The sequence below is a fragment of the Pseudomonas sp. A-R-19 genome (assembly GCF_019956575.1).
GTDB lineage: Bacteria > Pseudomonadota > Gammaproteobacteria > Pseudomonadales > Pseudomonadaceae > Aquipseudomonas.
In genome coordinates, this window is the sequence record NZ_JAHBDR010000043.1 from 16,656 (window position 1) to 39,584 (window position 22,929).

Here is a 22,929-nt window from a genome sequence, read left to right on the forward strand (position 1 = left end):
AAGGTAGAAGTCTGTGAAACAGAACTCCCTGAAAGGATGGTTCAAGAGCGGCGCCCCCGGCGTCTGGATCAGCGGTGGCGCGGTGTCCATCGCGGTCATCATGACCATTGGCCTGCTGGCAGTGATTGCCGTGCGCGGCCTGGGTCACTTCTGGCCGGCGGATCTGATCCACGCCAGCTACGACGTGCCGGGCCAGGCCAATCACCTGGTCATCGGCGAAGTGGTACAGAAAGAAGAAGTACCCCGTGCCCGCTTGAAGAGTGCCGGCTTGCCGGTACCTGAGCAGGGTCCGGAGTTCATGACCCGCGAGCTGATCAAGGTCGGCAACCGTGACCTGAACGGTAACGACTTCACCTGGATCGTCGGCGAGTGGCTGACCAACCAGACCACGCCGCCGGAGCTGATGGCCATCGAGCGTCGCGAGTGGGGCAACTTCTACGGCTACCTGGTCAACGTCAAACAGGACGGCAAGGTCATCGCCGAGGGCGAGGCTGCCTGGCCTGAGCTACAAGCGCGGATCAACCGTGTGAGCGGGCTCGCCGCCCAGCTCAAGTCGCTGGAAAAGACTGACATCGGTGCGATCAACGCCGGTCTGGAACGCATCCGCCTGCACGGTCGCAAACTGGAACTGGAAGGCAAGCTCGACGCCACCGCACAAGCGGACATGGAGTCCGAGCGCGCCGAACTCAATGCCCGTTATCAGGACGTCGAAGCGCGTCTGAGCGATCTGCATGCGCAGTTCAATCGCGATGCGCTGACTGCCCGCGACGCCAACGGCAAAGAGATTGAAATCGGTCTGGGCAAAGTGGTTCACGCCTACCAGCCGAACGCGATGAGCACTTTCACCAAAGTCGGTTTCTACTTCAGCAAGATCTGGGAATTCCTGTCGGACGACCCGCGTGAAGCGAACACCGAAGGCGGGATTTTCCCGGCGATCTTCGGCACCGTGATGATGACCCTGATCATGGCGATGATCGTCACCCCGTTCGGCGTGCTGGCAGCGGTGTACCTGCGTGAATACGCCAAGCAGAACACCCTGACGCGGATCATCCGTATCGCGGTGAACAACCTGGCGGGCGTTCCGGCGATTGTTTACGGCGTGTTCGGCCTGGGCTTCTTCGTCTACGTACTGGGTGGTTCGGTCGACCGCTTGTTCTTCCCGGAAGCGCTGCCCGCACCGACCTTCGGTACACCCGGTCTGCTCTGGGCCTCGCTGACTCTGGCGCTGCTGGCGGTGCCGGTGGTGATCGTGGCTACCGAAGAAGGCCTGGCGCGTATCCCGCGCACCGTACGTGAAGGTTCGTTGGCCCTCGGCGCGACCAAGGCTGAAACCTTGTGGAAGATCGTCATCCCGATGGCCAGCCCGGCGATGATGACCGGCATGATCCTCGCCGTGGCTCGCGCCGCTGGTGAAGTGGCGCCGCTGATGCTGGTGGGTGTGGTGAAGCTGGCGCCGTCGCTGCCGGTGGACGGTAACTACCCGTACCTGCACCTGGACCAGAAGATCATGCACCTGGGCTTCCACATCTATGACGTCGGCTTCCAGAGCCCGAACGTCGAGGCCGCGCGGCCGCTGGTGTACGCCACGGCGCTGCTGCTGGTGCTGGTGATCGCGACATTGAACCTGTCGGCGGTGTACATCCGTAACCACCTGCGCGAGAAGTACAAGGCGCTGGACAGCTGATCAACACCGAACTGTAGGAGCCGGCTTGCTGGCGAAGGCATCACCACGGTGAACCTGCGGGACCGAGTTGCCTGCATCGCCAGCAAGCCGGCTCCTACAAGGAAAGAATTGTGTAACCCGCAGGCTCGGCCTGTGGCAACCGAACCGAATTTGTTAGCACAGGGAGCCTCCCATGCAGCACGAAGCACATACCCACGGCATCAACATGTCCGCCCTGGGCCGCGACAAGCAGAGCCTGAGCCTCGAGCAGGAAACCGTGGCAATCGAAGTGCCGGGCCTGAGCCTGTTCTACGGCGAAAAACAAGCGCTGTACGACGTCAGCATGAACATCCCGAAACAGCGCGTGACGGCCTTCATCGGCCCGTCCGGCTGTGGCAAGTCGACGCTGCTGCGTACCTTCAACCGCATGAACGACCTGGTGGATGGCTGCCGTGTCGAAGGCGAGATCAACCTGTACGGCAACAACATCTACCGCAAGGGCGAGGATGTGGCCGAGCTGCGTCGTCGCGTCGGCATGGTTTTCCAGAAGCCGAACCCGTTCCCCAAGACCATCTACGAAAACGTGGTCTACGGTCTGCGTATCCAGGGCATCAACAAGAAGCGCGTCCTCGACGAAGCTGTCGAGTGGGCACTCAAAGGCGCGGCGCTGTGGGACGAGGTCAAGGACCGTCTGCACGAGTCGGCACTGGGCCTGTCCGGTGGTCAGCAGCAGCGTCTGGTGATCGCCCGCACCATCGCCGTCGAGCCGGAAGTGCTACTGCTCGACGAACCGTGCTCGGCACTCGACCCGATCTCCACGCTGAAAGTCGAAGAGTTGATCTACGAACTGAAATCGAAGTTCACCATCGTCATCGTGACCCACAACATGCAACAAGCCGCGCGGGTTTCCGACTACACGGCGTTCATGTACATGGGCAAACTGGTGGAGTTCGGCGACACCGATACCCTGTTCACCAATCCGGCGAAGAAGCAGACCGAAGACTACATCACTGGTCGCTACGGCTAGGAAGCTGTTGTTGCTCACTCAACTGACGCTGCGGTCCACCGCACCTTACCGGACGCTCCAAGGACGCCAACATGATTAGTAAAGAAGGCCTTACCCACCACATCTCCGCGCAGTTCAACGCTGAGCTCGAGGAAGTGCGCAGCCACCTCCTGGCCATGGGCGGGTTGGTCGAGAAGCAGGTCAACGACGCGGTGACCGCGCTGATCGAGGCCGACTCCGGCCTGGCCCAGCAGGTACGCGAGATCGACGACCAGATCAACCAGATGGAACGCAACATCGACGAAGAATGCCTGCGCATTCTGGCCCGTCGTCAGCCGGCAGCATCCGACCTGCGGCTGATCATCAGCATTTCCAAATCGGTGATCGACCTGGAGCGCATCGGCGACGAAGCGACCAAGATCGCCCGTCGCGCCATCCAGCTGTGCGAGGAAGGCGAAGCGCCGCGTGGTTACGTCGAAGTGCGCCATATCGGTGACCAGGTGCGCAACATGGTCCGCGATGCACTGGACGCCTTTGCCCGTTTCGACGCCGAGCTGGCGTTGTCGGTGGCGCAGTACGACAAGATCATCGACCGCGAATACAAGACCGCCCTGCGTGAGCTGGCCACCTACATGATGGAAGATCCGCGTTCCATTTCGCGGGTTCTGAGCATTATCTGGGTACTGCGTTCGCTGGAGCGTATCGGCGACCACGCTCGCAACATTTCGGAGCTGGTGATTTATCTGGTACGCGGCACGGACGTGCGGCACCTGGGTCTCAAGCGCATGAAGGAAGAAGTTGAAGGAACCAGTGGCGAAACCGCTAATGTTCCGGGCAAAACTGACGATAAGTAAGGTTGCCCAAGTAAAGCGCCCGGCCTATTGGCCGGGCGTTTTTGTTTGCGGCAGACGAATTCGAAAAGCAGCACCCGTGAACGAAAAGTCCGGCGTGACTGAAGGTTTTTGGCAATGTGCCATCAGCAAGGCGGTATGCTGGCCGGGATTTTTTAAAGGGGTGGTGGATGAGTAAGGTCAGTGTGTTGGTCGTGGACGACGCGTCGTTCATCCGTGACTTGGTGAAAAAGTGCCTGCGCAATTATTTCCCGGGCATGCGGATCGAAGATGCGATCAACGGCAAAAAGGCTCAGGCCATGCTGGCCAAGGAAGCCTTCGACCTGGTCCTGTGCGACTGGGAAATGCCGGAAATGTCCGGCCTGGAACTGCTGACCTGGTGTCGTGAGCAAGACAACCTCAAGGCCATGCCTTTTGTGATGGTGACCAGCCGTGGCGACAAGGAGAACGTCGTCCAGGCGATACAGGCCGGAGTATCCGGCTATGTCAGCAAGCCGTTCACCAACGAGCAACTGATCACCAAGGTCAAGCAGGCGCTGCACAAGGTCGGCAAACTCGACGCCTTGATCAGCGTAGCCGCGACCAAGACCCCCCCTGCATTCGCCAACGACTCCCTCGCCGCCTTGACCGCTGGCAAGGCGCCCGTTGCCACGCCAACGGCCGCACCCGCACCGTCCAAGGGCTTGCTCAACAGCCCTCCGGTCAAGGCGCCTGCAGCCTCTTCGAATCCCGCCAGCGGCCGTGGTCAGGGTCAACTGCGTTTGCCGAACGGCATCCAGCAATGCGTGATCAAGGCCTTGAGCCTCAAGGAAGCCCTGTTGGTGGTCAAGCGTACCGAGACCCTGCCGCAGATCCTCGACAGCGCCGTGCTGGACCTGGAGCAGGGCGACAATGCCGAAATCGCCCGTCTCAATGGTTACCTGCACGCCGTCGTGGCCCACGAGCCGAAGCCCGACAGCGACTGGCTGCAATTGACCTTCCGCTTTGTCGACCAGGATGCACAGAAGCTCGATTACATCTCGCGCCTGATTGCGCGGGGGACGGCGCAGAAGCACTTTATTCCTGGCGCGTAATCCAGCGTCGTCTGTCAGTCCGTCTTCGCGAGCAAGCCCGCTCCCACATTTGAAATGCATTCCAATGTGGGAGCGGGCTTGCTCGCGAAAGGGCCCTCCTTGCGACCGCACATCTGCTGAACACCTTTTCTGAAACATCTGTCGACTACCCGGGTCCATTGCAGCTGCTAGGCTCCATCTCAAGTTTCACTCGACAGAATTCATCCCCATGTTCACGCGAATGCTACTTTTTTGTGGTCTGTGCATGGCCGCCGCTTCGGCGACGGCCATGACGATCTACAAGTCCACCGATGCCAATGGCGTGGTCTCCTACAGCGACTTCCCCACCAGCAAAAACTCCAAGCTGTTTATTTTTCGCGATGGCATGGTCGAGCACCTTGAGCGCCAGGTGCGCCTGGTCATCATGAAGAAGAACGGCGTGGACAGCGTGTACGTGCGCAATGACCTGTATGCGCCGGTCGAGGTCGAACTGAGTTTCACCGGGGTGAAGAACGCCAGCGGGGTGCCGGGGCGTACGATTCGGCGCGTGATACCGCAACGCACCAGCGTTCGCCTGGCGCAACTCACGGCGAAAAACGCCGGAACGCCACTCGCCTACGTTCCGAAGTTCAATTACTCCCTGGGTGACCCCTCAGGGGTCGCCGTGGGCTATCGCTACCCCTTGCCCTGGCGTGGCGGGCCGTTTCGGATCAGTCAGGGCGCCAACGGGCCTTACAGCCACTTTGGGCCCAAGAGCCGTTACGCCATCGACATTGCGATGCCTGAGGGCACACCGATCATTGCCGCGCGAGGCGGTGTGGTGGTGAAAACGGAAAATCGCCAGAGCGGGCGCGGCACCGATGCATCCGGCAATTTCGTGCGGGTGCTGCACGATGACGGGACCATGGGTGTTTATCTGCACCTGAAGAAAGGCTCGGTCTGCGTTCGGGAAGGTCAGCGGGTAACGGTGGGCAGTGCGTTGGCGTTGTCCGGTAACACCGGCAACAGCACCGGGCCGCATTTGCACTTCGTGGTGCAGCGCAATACCGGGCTGGGGCTGGTGTCGATTCCGTACCAGTTCAACCAGCCAGTCAGCGCACTGCCCAACTTTGCGTTGGGCAGTAGGAGCCGGCTTGCTGGCGATGAACGATAACGCGGTATCACAGAGTTACCGCAACCCCGTTTATTCACACATACCAGCTTACGACTGCTGCGCAGCCGAGCGGGGGCAAGCCCCCTCGCCACAAGAGCTCGCCACCACAACCGCAATCAATCGAGCATCAACACCTTGGCCAGGACAATCTTCGGCCCTTTCATCTTCTTGATGATGATTCGCAGGCCTTCGACTTCCAGCACTTCTTCCTCTTCGGGTACGCGCTTGAGGCTCTCGTAGACCAGTCCGGCCAGGGTTTCGGCTTCGACATGGTCGAGGTCGATGCCCAGCAGTCGCTCAACCTTGAACAGCGGCGTATCGCCCCGCACCAGCAGCTTGCCCGGCTGATACGCGAGGATCCCGCGTTCGGCCTTGCGGTGTTCGTCCTGGATGTCGCCTACCAGCACTTCCAGCACGTCTTCCATGGTCAGGTAGCCGATGATGTTGCCGTCGGCCTCTTCGACCACGGCGAAGTGCGAGCCGCCCTTGCGGAACTGCTCCAGCAATTGCGACAGCGGCATGTGCCGGGATACGCGCTCCAGCGGGCGGGTCAGTTCAGCCAGGTTGAACGACTCGGGAATGTGGTCCAGCGCCGCCAGTTCCAGCAGCAGGTCCTTGATGTGCAGCAGGCCGACGAACTCCTGGCGCTCGCTGTCGTATACCGGATAGCGGCTGAACTTGTGGCGACGGAACATCGCCAGGATCTGCTTGAGCGGTGCGTTGAACTCCAGGGTTACCAGGTCTTCGCGGGAATTGGCCCAGTCGACCACTTCCAGCTCACCCATTTCCACCGCCGAGGCCAATACACGCATGCCTTGGTCGCTCGGGTCCTGGCCACGGCTGGAGTGCAGGATCAGTTTCAGCTCTTCACGGCTGTAGTGATGCTCGTGGTGCGGGCCAGGTTCACCTTGGCCGGCAATGCGCAGGATGGTGTTGGCGCTGGCGTTGAGCAGGTAGATGGCCGGGTACATGGCCCAGTAGAACAGGTACAGCGGCACGGCGGTCCACAGCGACAGCAATTCTGGTTTGCGGATCGCCCAGGATTTCGGGGCCAGTTCGCCGACCACGATGTGCAGGTACGAAATGATGAAGAACGCGGTGAAGAACGAGATGCCCTTGACCACTTCGGCCGACTCGACGCCGACCGCGCTCAACAGCGGCTCAAGAATATGGGCAAACGCGGGTTCACCGACCCAGCCCAGGCCCAGGGAGGCGAGGGTGATACCCAGTTGGCAGGCCGACAGGTACGCATCGAGCTGACTGTGCACGGTGCGCAGGATGTGTCCGCGCCAGCCGTTTTTGTCAGCAATGGCCTCGACCCGGGTCGAGCGCAGTTTGACCATGGCAAATTCCGCCGCAACGAAAAATCCGTTGAGCAAAACCAGGATCAGAGCAAAAAGAATCATGCCGAAGTCGGCGAAAATTGTAGCGAGGGTCAAGCCAGGGGAAGGGTCCATGATGGAGTTTTGCGGGTTCCGTGTATTCGAAAGGGAAGTAGTAACCGCGCCTGAAAAGGCAGGCACAAGTCAGCCAATGTAGCGGCTGACTGAGTGATTGCCTAGTGGCGCATGCTGGCCGGTATCAATCAGTGGTGCTGATAACCCGGGATTTGGTGACCTGAGCCGGGGCAAAGTGGCAGGTAAAGGTACTGCCGTGGCCCGGTACGCTGCTGATTTCCATCCGTGCCCGATGTCGTAACAAAACGTGTTTGACGATCGCCAGCCCCAGGCCGGTGCCGCCGGTGTTGGAGTTGCGGCTGGAGTCGACGCGGTAGAAGCGTTCGGTCAGGCGGGGCAGGTGTTTGTTATCGATGCCGATCCCGGAATCCTGCACGCTCAGGTGCGCTCCCTGGTCATCGCCCCACCAGCGAATGCGGATGTTGCCTTCGGCCGGGGTATATTTCACCGCGTTGAACACCAGGTTGGAAAACGCGCTGCGCAACTCCGCCTCGCTGCCCTTGAGCAGAATCGTCGGGTCGGCTTCCAGGGTAATTTTCTGGTTTTTCTGGCCGGACAACTGTTGCGCGTCGCTCTTGATCGATTGCAGCAAGCCGTCGATCGGTACCGGCTGGTTGTCCGACGGATAATCGGTGGCTTCCAGCTTGGCCAGCAGCAACAGGTCGTTGAGCAAGGTTTGCATGCGCCCACCTTGTTGCTGCATCTGCTGCAAGGCCCGGATCCAGCGCGGGTTCACCTCGTCGACGTTATCGAGCAGGGTTTCCAGGTAGCCGCAGATCACCGTCAGCGGAGTGCGCAGTTCATGGGAGACGTTGGCGATGAAGTCTTTGCGCATCTGTTCCAGCTGATGGATGCGCGTCACATCGCGCACCAGCATCAAGTGTTCGTTGTTGCCATAACGGGTGATGTACAGCTGGATGCGCACGCGGTCGTTGGTCGGCGAGGGGATTTCCAGCGGCTCGGCGTAACTGTCTTGCTCGAAGTATTCCTTGAAGCGCGGATGGCGCACCAGATTGGTCACCGGTTGGCCGCTGTCCTGTGGCGTCTTGAGGCCCAGCAGGGTTTCGGCGGCACGGTTCCACCATTCCAGGTTGCCGTCGCTGTCGAGCATGATCACTGCGTCTTTCAGCGCGGCGGTGGATTCCTGAACCCGGTCGATCACCGCTTGCAGGCGCCCGCGTACCCGTTGGTCGCGGCGTTGCAGGTGGTAGATGCTGTCGAAGACCTCGCCCCACAGGCCGAAGCCGTCGGGTGGCGCTTCATCGGGTTTGTGCAGGCGCAGCCACTCGTGCAGACGCAGCAATTGCTTGAGGGTCCAGGCCAGGTAGAGACCCAGGCCTGCGGCGAGGCTCCAGCCGTAGTAGCCGGTGATCAGGCCGATCACCAGGCAGGCGGTGACCAGCAGCAGCATGTGGCGAATCAGGGTGCCATGCCAGTTTTGGTTCACGAAAAAAATACGTCCTTGAGAGTGGAACCACTGCGATCATCAGGCCTTGGTTGAGAACCGGTAGCCGGTGCCGCGCACGGTTTGTACCAGATTTTCGTATGCATCGCCGAGGGCTTTGCGCAGGCGTCGAATGTGCACGTCGACCGTGCGCTCTTCGACATAGACGTTGCCGCCCCAGACCTGATCCAGCAACTGCCCACGGGTGTAGGCGCGTTCCTGGTGGGTCATGAAGAATTGCAGCAAGCGGTATTCGGTCGGGCCCATCTCGGCAGGTCGGCCGTCGATGGTCACGCGGTGGCTGATCGGGTCCAGCAACAGGCCGCCGACTTCGATTGGCGCTTCGCCATCGGTCGGACCGGCGCGGCGCAGCACGGCTTTCAGGCGCGCTACCAGCTCACGTGGGGAAAACGGTTTGGTGATGTAGTCGTCGGCGCCGACTTCCAGGCCCTGGATCTTGTTGTCCTCTTCACCTTTGGCGGTGAGCATGATGATCGGGATGTCCCCGGTCAGTTCATCGCGCTTGAGACGACGGGCCAGTTCGATGCCGGACGTGCCGGGCAGCATCCAGTCGAGCAGGATCAGGTCCGGTTTGCGGTCGACGATAATGGCGTGGGCCTGCTGGGAGTTTTCAGCCTCCAGGCAGTCATAGCCGGCCATTTCCAATGCTACGGCGATCATTTCGCGAATAGGCGCTTCGTCGTCGACGATCAGAATGCTCCTGCCAACCATGCCTTTAATCCTCTTGTCATTTAACTGTCTTGCGCCGCATTAGATAACGGAATTATTGCAGTCGTGTGACAGTATTTTAGTCGGCCGGCGATTGACTGGATCCTGGGCTAAGCTCTAAGTCCGAATCCTGACAACCACAAAAGGAAGGTTTCAAATGACTCTACACTCGCAATCCTTCAAGGCTCTGCTGTTGGCCGCTGCCCTGGCATTGCCTTCGATGGCCTTCGCCGCCGAACCGGGCATGATGAAAGACGGCATGATGACCGACCACAAAGGGATGACCCTGTACACCTTCGACAAGGACGCGGGCGGCAAGTCGATGTGCAACGGCGACTGCGCCAAGTACTGGCCGCCAATGATGGCGCCGGCGGGTGCCAAGGCCGAAGGTAAATGGACAGTCGTCAAGCGTGACGATGGCTCGATGCAATGGGCCTATGGCGGCAAGCCGCTGTACTACTACGAGGACGACAAAAAACCCGGAGACATGACGGGTGACAAGAAAAAAGACGTCTGGCACGTCGTTCACGAGCATATGTAACGGTTGTAGCCTGCCGCACCAGATCGCTGCCTTCGTTGCTCTGCAGGAGCTGCTGAAGGCGGCGAACTTTTTGATGCTTCAACGCAACGCGTAATCCAGCACAATCCCGACGAAAATCGCCAAACCCGCCCAGTGATTGTGCAAAAACGCCTTGAAGCAGCGCATGCGGTCCTTGCCGCGGGTGTACCAGAACTCCCACGCAAAGCAGCCCGCCGCCACTAGTAATCCGAGGTGGAACCAGCCACCCAGGTCGAACTTCGAACCCGCCAGCAACAGGCAACCCAGCGCCAGCCCTTGCAGAGTCAGGATGATCACCCGGTCTGCATCGCCAAACAGAATTGCCGTGGATTTCACCCCGATCTTCAGGTCGTCATCGCGGTCAGTCATCGCGTAATACGTGTCGTAACCCACGGTCCACATCAGGTTGGCGATCCACAGCAGCCACGCGACTGCTGGCAGTTCACCGGTTTCTGCGGTGAACGCCATCGGCATGCCCCACGAAAACGCCATGCCCAGAACCACTTGCGGGTAATAGGTGTAGCGCTTCATGAACGGATACGTAAACGCCAGCGCCAAGCCGCCGAATGACAGCCAAATGGTCGCGGCGTTGGTGCACAGCACCAACAGGAAGCTCACGCCCATCAGCAGCGCGAAGAACACCAACGCCTCTTTCGAGCTGATTTTACCGGCGGCCAAGGGCCGTTGCGCGGTGCGTTTGACGTGGCCATCGACCTTGCGGTCCGCCCAGTCATTGATCACGCAACCGCCAGCGCGGGTCAGCACCACGCCGAGGACGAAAATCACGATATTGGCCAGGGACGGTGAACCCTTCCCGGCAATCCACAGCGCCCACAGCGTCGGCCACAGCAGCAAGTAAATGCCGATCGGCTTGTCCATGCGGGTCAACTGAATGAAGTCCCAGGCCCGAGGGTTCAAGCGGTTCAAAGACTTGAGCAGGCTTTGGTACATCAACGGTTCTCCGATTGGGCGCGGACAGCGTTCCACAGGGTCGGCAGGAAAATTTCGGCCACCAGCACGCTCAGTGCGCCACGGTCAAAGCGTGAACGGCGACCCCATAACTCCGGCGCCTGCACCTCGCCCGGCAGCCACGCTTGAGGGTAATGACACACCTCGATGGCCCGGCGCTGAAAGGCCTGATCGCAAAACAGCAGTTCTCCCAACGAGCGGCTACCCAATTCGTCCATGTGCAAGCCATCACCCTGCAATGCACTGCGTGCCGCAACGCTGCGGGCAAACACCAAGGCTTCACCATGACCGCGCAAATATACCTCGCGGACCCAGCCCTCGCTGCCTTCGGCCAGGTCCAGCGCTGCACATTCGTCGGCGCGCAACGGCTGCCAGCCTTCGAACAACGGCGTGACGCTGAAGGCATCATTCGTCAGGTGAATAAGGCGCCTGGTCAGCGAGCCATTATCGAACAGCCAGTCGAGGATAGACGTGTCGGGGAGGGGCGTCAGCTGGCTTTGAGGGAGCCAGAGCGCGGGCATGGAGGGGGATTCTGTGTGTTGCACAATGAGTCATTATTGGCAGCAAAGGAGGCGGCGAGCTTAACATGTCAGCCGCTGATTTTGATTGAAATGGCCCGCCGTTGCGCCGAACAGACTTGCATCTGACCGGCCCCATCAGTACAAAACGCCCTGAGCCGGACGGCAGCGCTGCAACCATCGACCGTTCGCGCCGGCAAAACGCCTGAACCCTGAGGAAGTACCTGAATGAAAAAGTGGCAATGTATCGTCTGCGGCCTGATCTACAACGAAGCCGACGGTTGGCCGGATGACGGCATTGCGCCGGGAACTCGCTGGGAAGATGTCCCGGCAGACTGGCTGTGCCCGGACTGTGGTGTGGGCAAAATGGATTTCGAAATGATCGAAATCAACTAATCCAGAACAAGAGGAGTAAGGAATGAACGCACCTGTGGTCATCGTGGGGACCGGGCTGGCCGGCTACAACGTCGCCCGTGAGTTTCGCAAGCTGGACAGCGAAACCCCGCTGCTGCTGATTACCGCCGATGACGGGCGCTCCTACTCCAAGCCGATGCTCTCCACCGGTTTCGGTAAAAACAAGGATGCCGACGGCCTGAGCATGGCCGAACCCGGCGCCATGGCCGAACAACTCAAGGCGGAAATACGCACCCACACGCGCATCAGCGGCATCGATCCGGGTCACAAACGCCTGTGGATCGGCGAAGAAGCGGTGGCCTATCGCGACCTGATCCTGGCCTGGGGCGCCGAAACCGTGCGCGTGCCCATTGAAGGTGATGCGGCAGACTGCGTCTTCCCGATCAACGACCTCGAAGACTACGCACGCTTTCGTGCGGCGGCGGCCGGCAAGCGTCGCGTGTTGTTGCTCGGCGCCGGCCTGATCGGCTGCGAGTTCGCCAACGACCTGACCCTGGGCGGCTACGAAGTGCAACTGGTTGCACCGTGCGAACAAGTCATGCCGACCCTGTTGCACCCGGCGGCAGCGGCGGCGGTGCAGGCTGGCCTGGAAAGCCTTGGTGCGCGCTTCCACCTCGGGCCGGTGCTCAATCGCCTGCAGCGCGTGGCGGACGGCCTCGAAGCGCACCTATCCGATGGCCAGGTGATCCCTTGCGACGTGGTGGTCTCGGCCATTGGCCTGCGTCCACGCGTTGACCTCGCGGCTGCGGCCGGTCTGCAGATCAACCGCGGCATCGTGGTCGACCGGCACCTGAAAACCTCCCACGCCAACATCTACGCCCTTGGCGACTGTGCCGAGGTCGACGGGCTGAATCTGTTGTATGTCATGCCCCTGATGAGCTGTGCGCGAGCGCTGGCGCAAACCCTGGCTGGCAACCCGACCGCCGTCACCTATGGCCCGATGCCGATCACCGTCAAAACCCCGGTCTGCCCGTTGGTGGTGTCCCCGCCGCCACGAGGCGCAGAGGGCATCTGGACCGTCGAAGGGCAGGGCGCCGACATCAAGGTTCTATGCCGTGATGCCGCGGGCAAGCTGCTCGGTTACGCACTCACGGGTGCCGCCGTAATGGAAAAACTGGCCCTGAACAAAGAGCTTCCGGCCCTGCTGGCATAAATACCGGTCGTTCTGTCGGAATCACCCCTCTTTTGCCCCAACAAAGGCCGCGCCGATACTGGCGCGGCTCGTCACTGCGTGCCATCCTCACTCCCGTCTGCCGCAGAGTAGAGCACCTGCGGCGCTTTTGGCGCTGCTCCGCAGAGAGCAGCACGGACATAACAACAACAAACCGTCAAAGGGGCTTCACTCATATGCGTAAACCAGACCTCGCTGCAGCCATTGCTGAAAAAGCAGACCTCACCAAAGAACAAGCCAACCGCGTTCTCAACGCCGTACTTGAAGAAATCACCGGTGCCCTGCACCGCAAAGACAGCGTGACGCTGGTAGGCTTCGGCACCTTCCTGCAACGCCATCGCGGTGCCCGCACCGGCAAAAACCCGCAAACCGGCGAGCCCGTCAAAATCAAGGCCAGCAACACCGTTGCGTTCAAGCCAGGCAAATCGTTGAAAGACAGCGTTAATCCGTAATACGTATTCACCTCCCGCGTAGCGGGGGAGTGGAATAAAAAATGGGCACGCCAACCAGGGTTGGGTGCCCATTTTTTGTGGGGTTAACAGAATTCGTTGAAATCCGCCTCCCTGAAATCTGGCTTAAAGGTCTGAAAAACTGTAGGGCTTAAGTTCGGTAATTTGAGACAGCAGGAGCAGATGCTCCACCGCCTTCACCTTCTCTAGATGATCGAGGGTGTCCGGGCCGCCGAACATCAGCGCTGGAACAAAGCCGTACATTTCGTCGTGGCGTAGGGTGCCGAGCTTTTTCTTTGCGGGTTTGAACAGGTCGCCATAGTCGTTGGAGTCGACATTCCTGGAAAGCAGAAAACCTTGTAGTTCTCTGTCCATCTCTTCACTCGTAATTTCGAAATTACTAAAAACACATCGAGAAAGCACGCTAGTTATTTTAAGAGAGGCTCCCGTTTTTTCACCCCAGAGGTACAAGTCGCCAAATGCGCTACGAGCAATCAAGTGGTAAGCATCACGCTCTTCATATTTCGTGCCTACAAGCCAAGACGCAACTACCCCATCGTATTCCTGGGGGTTCACTATCCAAAAAATGCCGTCACCGTAACCGCACCAGCCGTGTTCGGCCCAGTATTCCAATAACTGATTGGGTCGCTTGCCTCTATAGCGCTCGATACTTGACGCTGGGACTTCCTGTCGATCAACAGGTCCGCCAAATTTCTCTAAAAACCGGGCAAATATTTTGTCCACGCGAAACCTTCTCTTTTTAAGCATCAGCTCACTGATCGGTAATTTCATTGAGATCTGCTTCCTGATACCAGCCTTAAAGGTCTGAGAAACTATAGGGCTGAAGCTCGGTGATCTGAGACAGCAGGATCAGATGCTCCACCGCCTTCACCTTCTCCAGATGATCGAGAGTATCCGGGCCGCCGAACATCAGCGCTGGAACAAAACCGTACATTTCGTCGTGACGCAGGGTGCCGAGCTTTTTCTTCGCGGGTTTGAACAGATCGCCATAATCGTTGGAGTCCACTTCGATCGACAACAGGAAGGCCTGAAGCCCCTTACCCATTTGCTCTCCTGTGTATATAGACGTGTGTGTGGCGTAACGAGAAAGGTGGCTTGTTATATCGAGGGAGGCTCCCGTTTTTTCACCCCAGAGGTACAAATCGCCAAAGGCGCTGCGAGCAATCAGGTGGTAGGTATCAATGGCTTCAAACTTCGTCCCCTCAAGCCAGGACGCTACGACCCCTTCGTATTCCTGAGGATTCACTATCCAAAAAATCCCATTGCCGTAACCACACCAGCCGTGCTCGGCCCAGTACTCCAGCAATTGATTGGGCAGCTTGCCCCTGTAGCGTTCGATACTTGAAACCGGTACTTCTTGACGATCAATGGGCCTGCCAAGCGTCTCCAAAAAAACGGAAAATGTCTCATCCATTCTTTTTCTCCTTAACATTTATGAAGATTGACATTGAGATATGTTTGCCCACGTAAAGGCGTTGGTACTGCTTCCGCAGCATTTTTTAAACTTGCAACTTTTGGTCTCCACTGAGGGCCAATACTGGAGTTGACTTGTCGATCACCGAAGTCCGCAATGATATCTTTGCCGCCGGCACTCAAATCAGGATTATGCAGCCCCGCAAGGTTTGACATTGTTTCCTTGGCTTTTTTTATACTCTCTGCTTTCGCCGCTTTGGCACCCATCGTTTGCAAAAATTCTTCGTTGAACCGTCTTTGCAGGTTGGTTTGTAAAGTGTTGCGAGCCTGCTTGGCAGCCGCTCGGCTACGCTTCACCGGATTGGCAATATTCTCCAGATACTCATCAACCGTCAGCCGATTCAGCCCGTCCTCTTGCCCCTTCAACTGCCGCTCGAACTCTCCGATTTTAGACGCCGGCATCTTGTCCGCTTTGAAGCATTCGACTTTATGAAGCGGCATGGCGTTCGGTTTGTCACGAGGCGCATCTTTGTCTTTTCCAGATGGACGATTTGCTGGCGGCGCAGGCTCCTGCGGGCCGAGTGCACCTCTGCGCGGCTCTGCGGTTTGCAGGTCTGGTCGTTTTTTCAGTGCATCTTCATGCTTGAGCATCCATTCGCCCAGCCGTGCCCCTTTGGAGCTTGCTCGCATTTCCTGGGCGAGGACATTTGCATTACCTCGGCCACGCGTAATGTAAGCGACGATGGCTCCCAGCAGCAGGACGACAACCTCCACATGCCCCAATGCGATCTGATGGGCGGCCCTACCTTGGGCAGAAGAATCGTCCTGGCGGAACGGGTTCATCCCTCTCTCGCCGCGAGGGCCGTTCGACGCGATGTTGATGCCATGCAGGTAATACTCGCCAATGCGCGGCAAACCCTCGACGAAAAACTCAGCGACGGACGTCAGACCAAGTATCCCTAATATCCAGGTGCTGACTTGCAATCCCATTGCGGCGCCAGCGGCACCCATGGGAATGGCACCTGCCCCTCCGAGGAATGCGCCTACTCCCGCACCAATTGCTCCTCCGGTCAGCACACTGCCGGCGACGATCATTGCCATTTGTGTAACGACATCGATCAGCTCGTTGAGGATGCTGGAGATGTCGATGTCAGAGAAGCGTTGCCTCAACAAGCGACCTGCTTCCCACTCGGCGTGGATGAACGCAGTCCTGACGCTTTTGATTCGGCGGATGTTGAGAGAGAGGGAGGGGGCGGGCTCGTTGAAATGCGTGCGAAAGCTGGCTCCTCCTTGGTAACCCATTTCATGGGTTATACGGTTTTCAATGTCGTGCCACGTGGGCACGAAGCGCCATAAAAGCATTCGATTGTCTCCCTGACAATTCGCCCGTTAGTGGACCAGTAACTCCGGTGTCCATGACCGAAATACGCTAACAAGAAATTGGAGGGGGTGATGTAGGAAGACTCTCCTGCAACGGTCAGAAACTTCCTGCATTTCAGAATGTTGCATGTCCAAAAGAGGGAGCCAAGCTGGCACTTGGGTGTTTTCCCAGAGTCGTGGCACGTGGGATTTGATGTCGATCAATGTGATGCGCAGTCAAAGAAAACCCCGATTGCTGGTGACATCAAACGGGTTTGTTTTTCTGCTTTGCGAGTCAGATGATTCTGCTTTTTTGCTGGGTGAGAATCGCCGCCATTTCCGGTTCGTCCAGATGATCCAGTGCTTGCTCTACTAGTAAATGCGCGCCGTCAGCCATGCGACTGATCGCCAGGGCAACCGAACGGCATGAGCCGTCTACATCATCGGCCAGGTCAGCGGCGATGACGCTGATGGAGAGCAGATCTTCTGAGGCGTTGGCCAGAAGTGCTTCAGTGTTGATGTGAGGACAGACGCTGAAGAGTTGGCCGTTGCGTTTCGGTTGTTTCTGTTTGGCTTGGGGGGTGTGGTGGTTGAAGGTGCATTCGACCGCTTCATTGGTCACTTTGGAATTGGGAGATTCGCAGGGGGATGTGGCTTCGTTGTCAGGGGGGTTGGGTGTTGGTTTGAACATGGATGTCGCTTCCTGGAATTAAGAGGCTGGCACCGTTTCGCTTTGCACTTCGAAAGAGGTGGCAGCTGTGCGTTGGTGTGCAAGACCGGTCCAGGTGCCCGGCAGACCCGAAGGTCTCCGACGCACAGCCGCCATAACGATCCGCGAGCATAGGAAAACGCTCGGTGAATTGCCATCAACGATGTGCACCTGAATCGGACTTGCACGTCCGAATCACCGATTTTGCGGTGACTTAAAGAGGTTATCGGTACCGTTCAAAATCGCCTAGTTCACGCATGCCCCGGCGTTGCGAAGGAAATGTCCGAGAAGTCTGCGAGGTGCAAGATCAAAAGATCGCAGCCTTCGGCAGCTCCTACAGGAATGTGTTTCTACAGGTGTAGGAGCGCCACGGGATGCATTCCCACGCATGAGCACAGGCGCATCTTGGGATTGATGAGCGTTACTTATTAGCAGATTGCCCGATGAAAAATCCGACATTGCTGGCAGTGTTCAGGTTTGTTTTTGTTCGGTACTGAGCCAGCCAGCGGCGCTTGTATTTTAGTGGACACCGCATGCCGTTCACTTTGCCGCCCGACTCCGGATTATTCTAAATGGGTCTTACCAACTGACAGTTATGACAGTTAAAAGGGGTCGGCCGATGTTTTATAAAAGAGTCTCTTTAAACATTGGCAAGGTGACCGAAATGATCTCGAACGCTGCAACTGCAAAGGCTTTGATCCCTCTGACAATCCCGGCGCCAATCAAGACTCTCTTTGACGACATTTCATTTGCGCGTGTGGCGGCCGTGCATATTTCAGCGGCCACGGGCACGCCGGTGACGATCGAGGACACGGTAACGCAGGACATGTTGGATAAAGTGACGGTGTTGCGAGTGATGAGCGGGGACCCGATAAAAATCACCAGCCTGCGAGGTATTGGGCATCTGCGCAACTTGCAGGACGTGATGATAGAAAAACAATTTGTCACTCGTCTGCCTGAAGACTTCGGGACATTGGCAAAGTTGACGTCAGCGTACTTCGTCAACAGCGCACTCAAATCAATTCCAGACTGGGTCGGAAATCTCACAAGCCTGATCAACCTGAACCTGAGTTCTCAATCGCCGCTGGGCATTATGAGAGGTGGTATTCCAGAGTCGATCGGTAACCTGACAAAACTGGAACGCTTCGACGTGGGCAATAACAATAACCTGTGCGGCAAACTGCCGGATTCCTTTGCCAGGTTGACCTCCCTCAAAGACCTGTTGGTTCAGAGCAACGGGTTTGAAGACCTGACCGTCTTGAATGCCATGCCTTCGACCACCACCCTCAATGTCCGCAATCAAGCCTTGGGCACTTTTGAGTTGGGCAATGTGGCGCAAAACAGTTTGCTGCCCATCAGGCTGCCGGAAATATTTGTGCAGGCCCAGACGCCGGGTGACGTCCTGTATCAGCAGGGCGGTGTCGATATCGTGGGTAGTCCAGGTGCGTATCTGGATGAAAACCGGCGCTATGTGCATTTGCCGACCAACACTCTTGGCGCGTCCGAGGTGATGCTGGCTATTCATGGGCGGCTGACCAATGTGAGTTATCGCTACATGGTGACCGCGTAACGGCCAACCGGCCTTCTGGCTATGCGAATGAAGTGACCTGACATAAGCCGTGCGCAGGAACGCGACAGAGCCTTCCGCGCACGGATCTTTAACCTGGCAGGGGCGTCGGAGAGTGTCATGGTGAGTGAATTTGTCGGGTTCTTGATGGGGTCGACGCTCCTGATAATGTGTAAGCGCCTGGAAAAACACAGCCTTCGGAAGTCTCGCGTGCAGAAGCTTCGTCAATGACTTGGTAGTCATCAGCGTCAAAAATTGCAGCATCTTCTCCGAAATAAAGCAGATGGTGGCGTTCTATGTTTTAGCCGTTACACTGCCCTCGCCGTTTATTTTTCTTTCGAGGCTGTGCGCATGAAATTTCGTTTTCTGCTGTGGATGCTGGGTTTGTTGATGGGTAAGGCCAGCCGGACCAATCCGGCGTTTCAGCAGCAGTTGGGCGACAAGGACCTGGTGTTTCAGCTGCAAACCCTGGACGGGAAGGTGGCTCGGCATTTCGGCGTGAAGGACCAGCGCATCACCAGTCACTCGGGTGTGCATGCCGAGCCTGCGTTTGCGATTGCCTTCAAAGATGCGGCTTATGGCTTTGCCACGATGCAGGCGAAGAACAAGCAATTGGCATTCATGACGGGGATTCAGGATAAGTCGATCCAGATCAAGGGCAACCCGGCGCTGGTGATCTGGTTCCAGGGGCTGACCAAGTATTTGAAGCCGAAGAAGGCGTAGGAGCGAGCTTGCTCGCGAGAAACTCAAGTACCCCGCGTTTATCCAGGATGCACGCGTCATTGTTGACGACCTTCGCGGGCAAGCCCGCTCCTACAGCATTCATGTGATCCCTGTAGGAGCGTGTCTTGCCCGCGGTGCTTTTCAGCCTTGAGTGAATTGCGAGGCCAGTTCGCGCAGCAGCACTTCGGCTTCCAGAACCTTGCTGACCACGTCGTTGGCTTTTTCACGGCTCAGGCCGAGGCGTTCCAACAGTTCGTCCGGGATGTCTTCGTCCGGGCCGGAGCCGATGCCGCGGCTGCGCAGCAGGCGTACCGACAGGCACACCAGGTTCGGGTACTCAGCGAAGTCGCCGTCGTAGTGTGGATCGTGCTGGAAGCGCAGGGCGGTGGCCAGTTCTTCGGGCATGTCCCAGTAACGCATCAGCCACGAGCCGATCTGTTCCCGGCTGATGCCCAGCAGGTGTTGTTCCACAAAGCTGTGGCACAGGTGCGGGTTGACCTCCAGGTGGCGGCAGATCAGCGAGAAGTGCGGCGGGAACACGTGGGCCAGCAGCAGGTAGCCGAAGTTGTGCAGCAGGCCGGCCAGATAGGTCAGGCCGGCTTCCGGTCGCTGGGCGCGAGGCATGGCGCGGGTCAGGCCTTCGATGACGGCTGCGGTATAGATCGATTGCTGCCAGTACGGCGTGGAGTGTTGCGGGTGGTCCTTGGGCAGGCTCAGGGTTTTACCCAGGGCCAGGCCCAGCGCCAGGTTGATCACCAGGTCGAAGCCCAGCACGCGGACGATGGCGTCTTCCACTGAGCGGATCTTGCCCGGCGAGGCGTAGTACGGAGATGCCGCCCAGCTCACCACTTGTGCAGCCAGCGCCGGGTCGGTTTCGACCACGCCGGTGATGTCGTCGATGGTGGCGTTGGGGTCGACACGCAGCTTGATGATTTTCTGTGCGGTTTCAGCCAGCGGCGGAATTTCGATGGTCGCTTCCAGTCGTTGCTGGATGCGTCGTGCGGTGAATGCTTGAACGGCCTGGGTGATTTCCTGGCGGTCATCATCGGGGCGATCAAGGTTCGGGCGAATGCTGCTCAGGTTTTCGCCAAAATTGGCGGCACTGGCCTTGGTCAGCATGGTCGTCTTGAAGTCTTCGCTGGAGATTTCCAGCAGCACGCCCGGCTCACCGGAGTTGATCAGCAACTTCGGCTCGCGCAGCAGGCTTTCGTCGTACAGGCACGGTGAACTGGTCAGCGCGGGCAGGCCTGGCAGCAAGCTGAGATTGTGCTTGCCGAGCATTTTCGTCAGGCGTTCGGTCGGTACGGCGGTGAGGCGGCGACCGGTGAGTTCAGTGAGACGATTGAGGTCCAGCAATTGGCTCTGCGGGAACAGCACCATCAGTGCGCCTACGCTGTCATCGAGTAGAACGGCCTGCACTTTGCGCGCGGCATTGAGGCCGTGATGGTCCAGCACTTCTTCGTAGGCGATGCCCAACTTGCCCAGCATCAGCCGAATAACCGACGGAGCGTGCGGGGTGTCGGGTGCGAAGGCAACTTCGGTCATGGTCTGTATCCGTACTTAAACAATTGCAGGAGTATAACCAGCTTGCTTGGGGCCACGCCTCAGAAACTGTGACGGTTGTCACACTTGACCGTATTGTTGGCCATGACGCAGCCAGCGGTCGAGTAGCGGGCTGACATGAGTCGGCCAGCGCTCGAGCAATGCCTGGGCGGCATCCCGTACGGCGGGCAGCAGATCGGCATCGCGCATCAGGTCGGCGACCTTGAACTGAAGCAGGCCGGTTTGCCGGGTACCAAGCATTTCGCCGGGACCGCGCAATTCCAGGTCTTTTTCGGCGATGACGAAACCATCGTTGGTTTCACGCATGATGCCCAGGCGCTGGCGGCCGATCTGCGACAGCGGCGGATGGTAGAGCAGCACGCAATGGCTGACGGCGCTGCCCCGGCCGACGCGGCCGCGCAACTGGTGCAGTTGCGCCAGACCCAGGCGTTCGGGGTTCTCGATGATCATCAGGCTGGCGTTGGGCACGTCCACGCCGACTTCGATCACCGTGGTCGCGACCAGCAGTTGCAGGTTGCCGGCCTTGAATTCGGCCATCACCGCGGCTTTTTCCGCAGGTTTCATGCGGCCGTGGATCAGTCCGACCTTCAACTCGCCGAGGGCGGCGGTGAGGTCTTCGTAGGTGGTTTCGGCGGCCTGGCAGGTCAGCTCTTCCGACTCTTCGATCAGCGTGCATACCCAATAAGCCTGACGCCCTTCGGCGCAAGCGCTACGCACCCGTTCGATGACTTCGACCCGCCGGGTGTCGGTGATCAGTACGGTGTTGACCGGAGTTCGGCCGGGGGGCAATTCGTCGAGGATCGAGGTGTCGAGATCGGCGTAGGCACTCATCGCCAGCGTGCGCGGGATCGGCGTGGCGGTCATGATCAGTTGATGCGGGCACATGCGCCCGCCGACGCCTTTCTGCCGCAAGGCCAGGCGCTGCTGCACGCCGAAGCGGTGCTGTTCGTCGATGATCACCAGCGCCAGGTTCTTGAATTGCACTTCCTCCTGGAACAGCGCGTGGGTGCCGACCACCATCTGTGTACCGCTGGCGATTTGCTCCAGCGCGGCCAGGCGGTTCTTGCCCTTGAGCTTGCCGGCGAGCCACGCGACTTCGATGCCCAGCGGTTCGAGCCAACGCTTGAAGGTGATGAAATGCTGCTCAGCGAGAATTTCGGTGGGCGCCATCAAGGCGACCTGATAACCAGCTTCCAACGCTTGCAGTGCAGCGAGCGCGGCGACCACGGTTTTACCGGCGCCAACGTCACCCTGGATCAGTCGCAGCATCGGTTCGTGCTGGCTGAGGTCATAAGCGATTTCGTTGCCGACCCGTTGCTGGGCACCGGTCGGGTTGAAGCCGAGATTGGCCAGGTACTTGGCTGGCAGTTGCGTGGCCTTGGGCATCGCTGGCGCGCGCAGAGAGCGCATGCTTTCGCGCAGGCGCTGTTGTGACAGTTGATGGGTCAGCAGTTCTTCGAAGGCCAGACGGTGCTGCGCCCAATGGTGACCGAGGGCCAGTTCATCGACGTCGGCATCGGCGGGCGGGTTGTGCAAATAGCGGATCGCATCGGCCAGCGGCGCCAGTTGGTAGTCCCGGGCCAGTTCGTTCGGCAGCCAATCGGGCAGGCTGCTGGGACCGAGGAGGGTGAGGGTCTGCATGCACAACTGGCGCAAGCGCTGTTGGGTCAGGCCTTCGGTGAGCGGGTAGACCGGGGTCAGGGTTTCATCCACCGGCGGCGGTTCGTCGCCAGTGATTGCGCGGTATTCCGGGTGGTAGATCTCAAGCCCCGAAGCACCAGGCCGTGCCTCGCCGTAGCAGCGAATCCGCGTGCCGCGCTTGAGGCCTTCTTTCTGCGCGTTGCTGAAATGGTAGAAGCGCAAGCTGAGCCCGCCGGTACCGTCCTGCAAACGCACCACGAGGCTGCGCCGACGACCCATGACCACATCGGCACCGCTGACGGTGCCTTCGATGACCGCATCCTGACCGGGTCGCAATGCGCCAATCGGGACAACACGGGTGCGGTCCTGGTAACGCAGCGGCAGGTGAAACAACACGTCCTGGAGGTTCTCCAGGCCGACCTTGGCCAGTTTCTCGGCCATGGCTTCACCGACACCCTTGAGTGCCGTCACCGACACTTGCGACAACTCGCTCATGAC

At 58.8% G+C, this 22,929-nt stretch carries 22 protein-coding genes; 11 read left to right on the top strand and 11 right to left on the bottom strand.

From position 1 onward, the window contains the following. The first annotated feature begins 13 nt into the window (after positions 1-13). From pstA to KGA88_RS09465, 5 genes are all read left to right on the top strand, one after another. Positions 14-1,684 carry a phosphate ABC transporter permease PstA gene (pstA, locus tag KGA88_RS09445; RefSeq protein ID WP_223590391.1) on the top strand — a complete coding sequence of 557 codons (1,671 nt, stop codon included), beginning with the start codon at positions 14-16 and terminating at the stop codon, positions 1,682-1,684. A 172-nt stretch (positions 1,685-1,856) separates the two neighbouring features. Next, on the top strand, positions 1,857-2,690 hold the full coding sequence (gene pstB, locus KGA88_RS09450) for a phosphate ABC transporter ATP-binding protein PstB (RefSeq protein WP_015097390.1): 834 nt from the start codon (positions 1,857-1,859) through the stop codon (positions 2,688-2,690). Positions 2,691-2,761: 71 nt separating this feature from the next. Next, a complete protein-coding gene (phoU, locus tag KGA88_RS09455; RefSeq protein ID WP_085723630.1) occupies positions 2,762-3,523 on the top strand; it encodes a phosphate signaling complex protein PhoU in 762 nt (253 codons plus the stop codon). A 167-nt stretch (positions 3,524-3,690) separates the two neighbouring features. Further along, complete coding sequence (locus tag KGA88_RS09460) at positions 3,691-4,593, top strand: response regulator (RefSeq protein ID WP_223590394.1); 903 nt, start codon at positions 3,691-3,693, stop codon at positions 4,591-4,593. Positions 4,594-4,801: 208 nt separating this feature from the next. Beyond that, the gene (locus tag KGA88_RS09465; protein WP_110656982.1) at positions 4,802-5,725 is read left to right on the top strand and encodes a peptidoglycan DD-metalloendopeptidase family protein; all 924 of its coding nucleotides are present in this window, start codon (positions 4,802-4,804) and stop codon (positions 5,723-5,725) included. Between the two features lie 116 nt (positions 5,726-5,841). Here the strand turns inward: KGA88_RS09465 and KGA88_RS09470 are convergent, their stop codons facing one another. The 3 genes from KGA88_RS09470 to phoB form a co-directional block, all read right to left on the bottom strand. Next, the gene (locus tag KGA88_RS09470) at positions 5,842-7,182 is read right to left on the bottom strand and encodes a hemolysin family protein (protein ID WP_104450297.1); all 1,341 of its coding nucleotides are present in this window, start codon (positions 7,180-7,182) and stop codon (positions 5,842-5,844) included. A gap of 124 nt (positions 7,183-7,306) precedes the next feature. Beyond that, positions 7,307-8,593 (bottom strand): phosphate regulon sensor histidine kinase PhoR, encoded by a 1,287-nt coding sequence (gene phoR / locus KGA88_RS09475; protein ID WP_263296065.1) that lies wholly within the window; start codon positions 8,591-8,593, stop codon positions 7,307-7,309. A 75-nt stretch (positions 8,594-8,668) separates the two neighbouring features. Beyond that, the gene (gene phoB / locus KGA88_RS09480) at positions 8,669-9,358 is read right to left on the bottom strand and encodes a phosphate regulon transcriptional regulator PhoB (RefSeq protein WP_003229608.1); all 690 of its coding nucleotides are present in this window, start codon (positions 9,356-9,358) and stop codon (positions 8,669-8,671) included. A 154-nt stretch (positions 9,359-9,512) separates the two neighbouring features. On the opposite strand from phoB, the gene KGA88_RS09485 reads away from it, so the two are divergent. After that, positions 9,513-9,896 carry a hypothetical protein gene (locus KGA88_RS09485; protein ID WP_110656978.1) on the top strand — a complete coding sequence of 128 codons (384 nt, stop codon included), beginning with the start codon at positions 9,513-9,515 and terminating at the stop codon, positions 9,894-9,896. Positions 9,897-9,974: 78 nt separating this feature from the next. On the opposite strand, the gene ubiA is transcribed toward KGA88_RS09485, so the two are convergent. Both ubiA and KGA88_RS09495 read right to left on the bottom strand, forming a co-directional pair. Further along, positions 9,975-10,865: a 4-hydroxybenzoate octaprenyltransferase gene (gene ubiA / locus KGA88_RS09490; RefSeq protein ID WP_110656976.1), complete on the bottom strand. Its 891-nt coding sequence runs from the start codon at positions 10,863-10,865 to the stop codon at positions 9,975-9,977. Further along, positions 10,865-11,404, bottom strand: a complete 540-nt coding sequence (locus KGA88_RS09495) for a chorismate lyase (protein WP_263296062.1) — start codon at positions 11,402-11,404, stop codon at positions 10,865-10,867. The genes ubiA and KGA88_RS09495 overlap by 1 nt, the downstream gene beginning before the upstream one ends. Positions 11,405-11,629: 225 nt before the next feature. Here KGA88_RS09495 and KGA88_RS09500 point away from each other — a divergent pair, with 225 nt between their 5' ends. The 3 genes from KGA88_RS09500 to KGA88_RS09510 all read left to right on the top strand — a co-directional run bounded on the left by KGA88_RS09500 (position 11,630) and on the right by KGA88_RS09510 (position 13,438). Then, positions 11,630-11,797 carry a rubredoxin gene (locus KGA88_RS09500; protein ID WP_003177199.1) on the top strand — a complete coding sequence of 56 codons (168 nt, stop codon included), beginning with the start codon at positions 11,630-11,632 and terminating at the stop codon, positions 11,795-11,797. A 22-nt stretch (positions 11,798-11,819) separates the two neighbouring features. Continuing rightward, entirely contained in the window at positions 11,820-12,968 is a 1,149-nt protein-coding gene (locus tag KGA88_RS09505) for an NAD(P)/FAD-dependent oxidoreductase (protein WP_110656972.1), read from the top strand. Between the two features lie 194 nt (positions 12,969-13,162). Further along, positions 13,163-13,438, top strand: coding sequence for an HU family DNA-binding protein (locus KGA88_RS09510; protein WP_003195589.1), 276 nt, complete (start codon positions 13,163-13,165; stop codon positions 13,436-13,438). Between the two features lie 123 nt (positions 13,439-13,561). Here KGA88_RS09510 and KGA88_RS09515 read toward each other — a convergent pair whose 3' ends face one another. The 4 genes from KGA88_RS09515 to KGA88_RS09530 all read right to left on the bottom strand — a co-directional run bounded on the left by KGA88_RS09515 (position 13,562) and on the right by KGA88_RS09530 (position 16,919). Then, positions 13,562-14,179: a GAD-like domain-containing protein gene (locus tag KGA88_RS09515; protein ID WP_223590453.1), complete on the bottom strand. Its 618-nt coding sequence runs from the start codon at positions 14,177-14,179 to the stop codon at positions 13,562-13,564. Positions 14,180-14,252: 73 nt separating this feature from the next. Beyond that, positions 14,253-14,870, bottom strand: coding sequence for a GAD-like domain-containing protein (locus KGA88_RS09520; protein WP_110656970.1), 618 nt, complete (start codon positions 14,868-14,870; stop codon positions 14,253-14,255). An 11-nt stretch (positions 14,871-14,881) separates the two neighbouring features. After that, on the bottom strand, positions 14,882-16,231 hold the full coding sequence (locus KGA88_RS09525; protein ID WP_223590401.1) for a DUF6861 domain-containing protein: 1,350 nt from the start codon (positions 16,229-16,231) through the stop codon (positions 14,882-14,884). 292 nt (positions 16,232-16,523) lie between these two features. After that, the gene (locus tag KGA88_RS09530; protein WP_223590404.1) at positions 16,524-16,919 is read right to left on the bottom strand and encodes a DUF6124 family protein; all 396 of its coding nucleotides are present in this window, start codon (positions 16,917-16,919) and stop codon (positions 16,524-16,526) included. A 637-nt stretch (positions 16,920-17,556) separates the two neighbouring features. On the opposite strand from KGA88_RS09530, the gene KGA88_RS09535 reads away from it, so the two are divergent. Together KGA88_RS09535 and KGA88_RS09540 are read left to right on the top strand one after the other, a co-directional pair. Next, on the top strand, positions 17,557-18,507 hold the full coding sequence (locus tag KGA88_RS09535; RefSeq protein WP_223590407.1) for a leucine-rich repeat domain-containing protein: 951 nt from the start codon (positions 17,557-17,559) through the stop codon (positions 18,505-18,507). 348 nt (positions 18,508-18,855) lie between these two features. Beyond that, on the top strand, positions 18,856-19,227 hold the full coding sequence (locus tag KGA88_RS09540; RefSeq protein WP_223590410.1) for a helicase: 372 nt from the start codon (positions 18,856-18,858) through the stop codon (positions 19,225-19,227). A 141-nt stretch (positions 19,228-19,368) separates the two neighbouring features. On the opposite strand, the gene KGA88_RS09545 is transcribed toward KGA88_RS09540, so the two are convergent. Then, the gene (locus KGA88_RS09545) at positions 19,369-20,772 is read right to left on the bottom strand and encodes an aminoacyl-tRNA deacylase and HDOD domain-containing protein (protein ID WP_223590413.1); all 1,404 of its coding nucleotides are present in this window, start codon (positions 20,770-20,772) and stop codon (positions 19,369-19,371) included. Between the two features lie 78 nt (positions 20,773-20,850). Next, a complete protein-coding gene (gene recG, locus KGA88_RS09550; RefSeq protein WP_110656958.1) occupies positions 20,851-22,926 on the bottom strand; it encodes an ATP-dependent DNA helicase RecG in 2,076 nt (691 codons plus the stop codon). Positions 22,927-22,929: the final 3 nt, after the last annotated feature.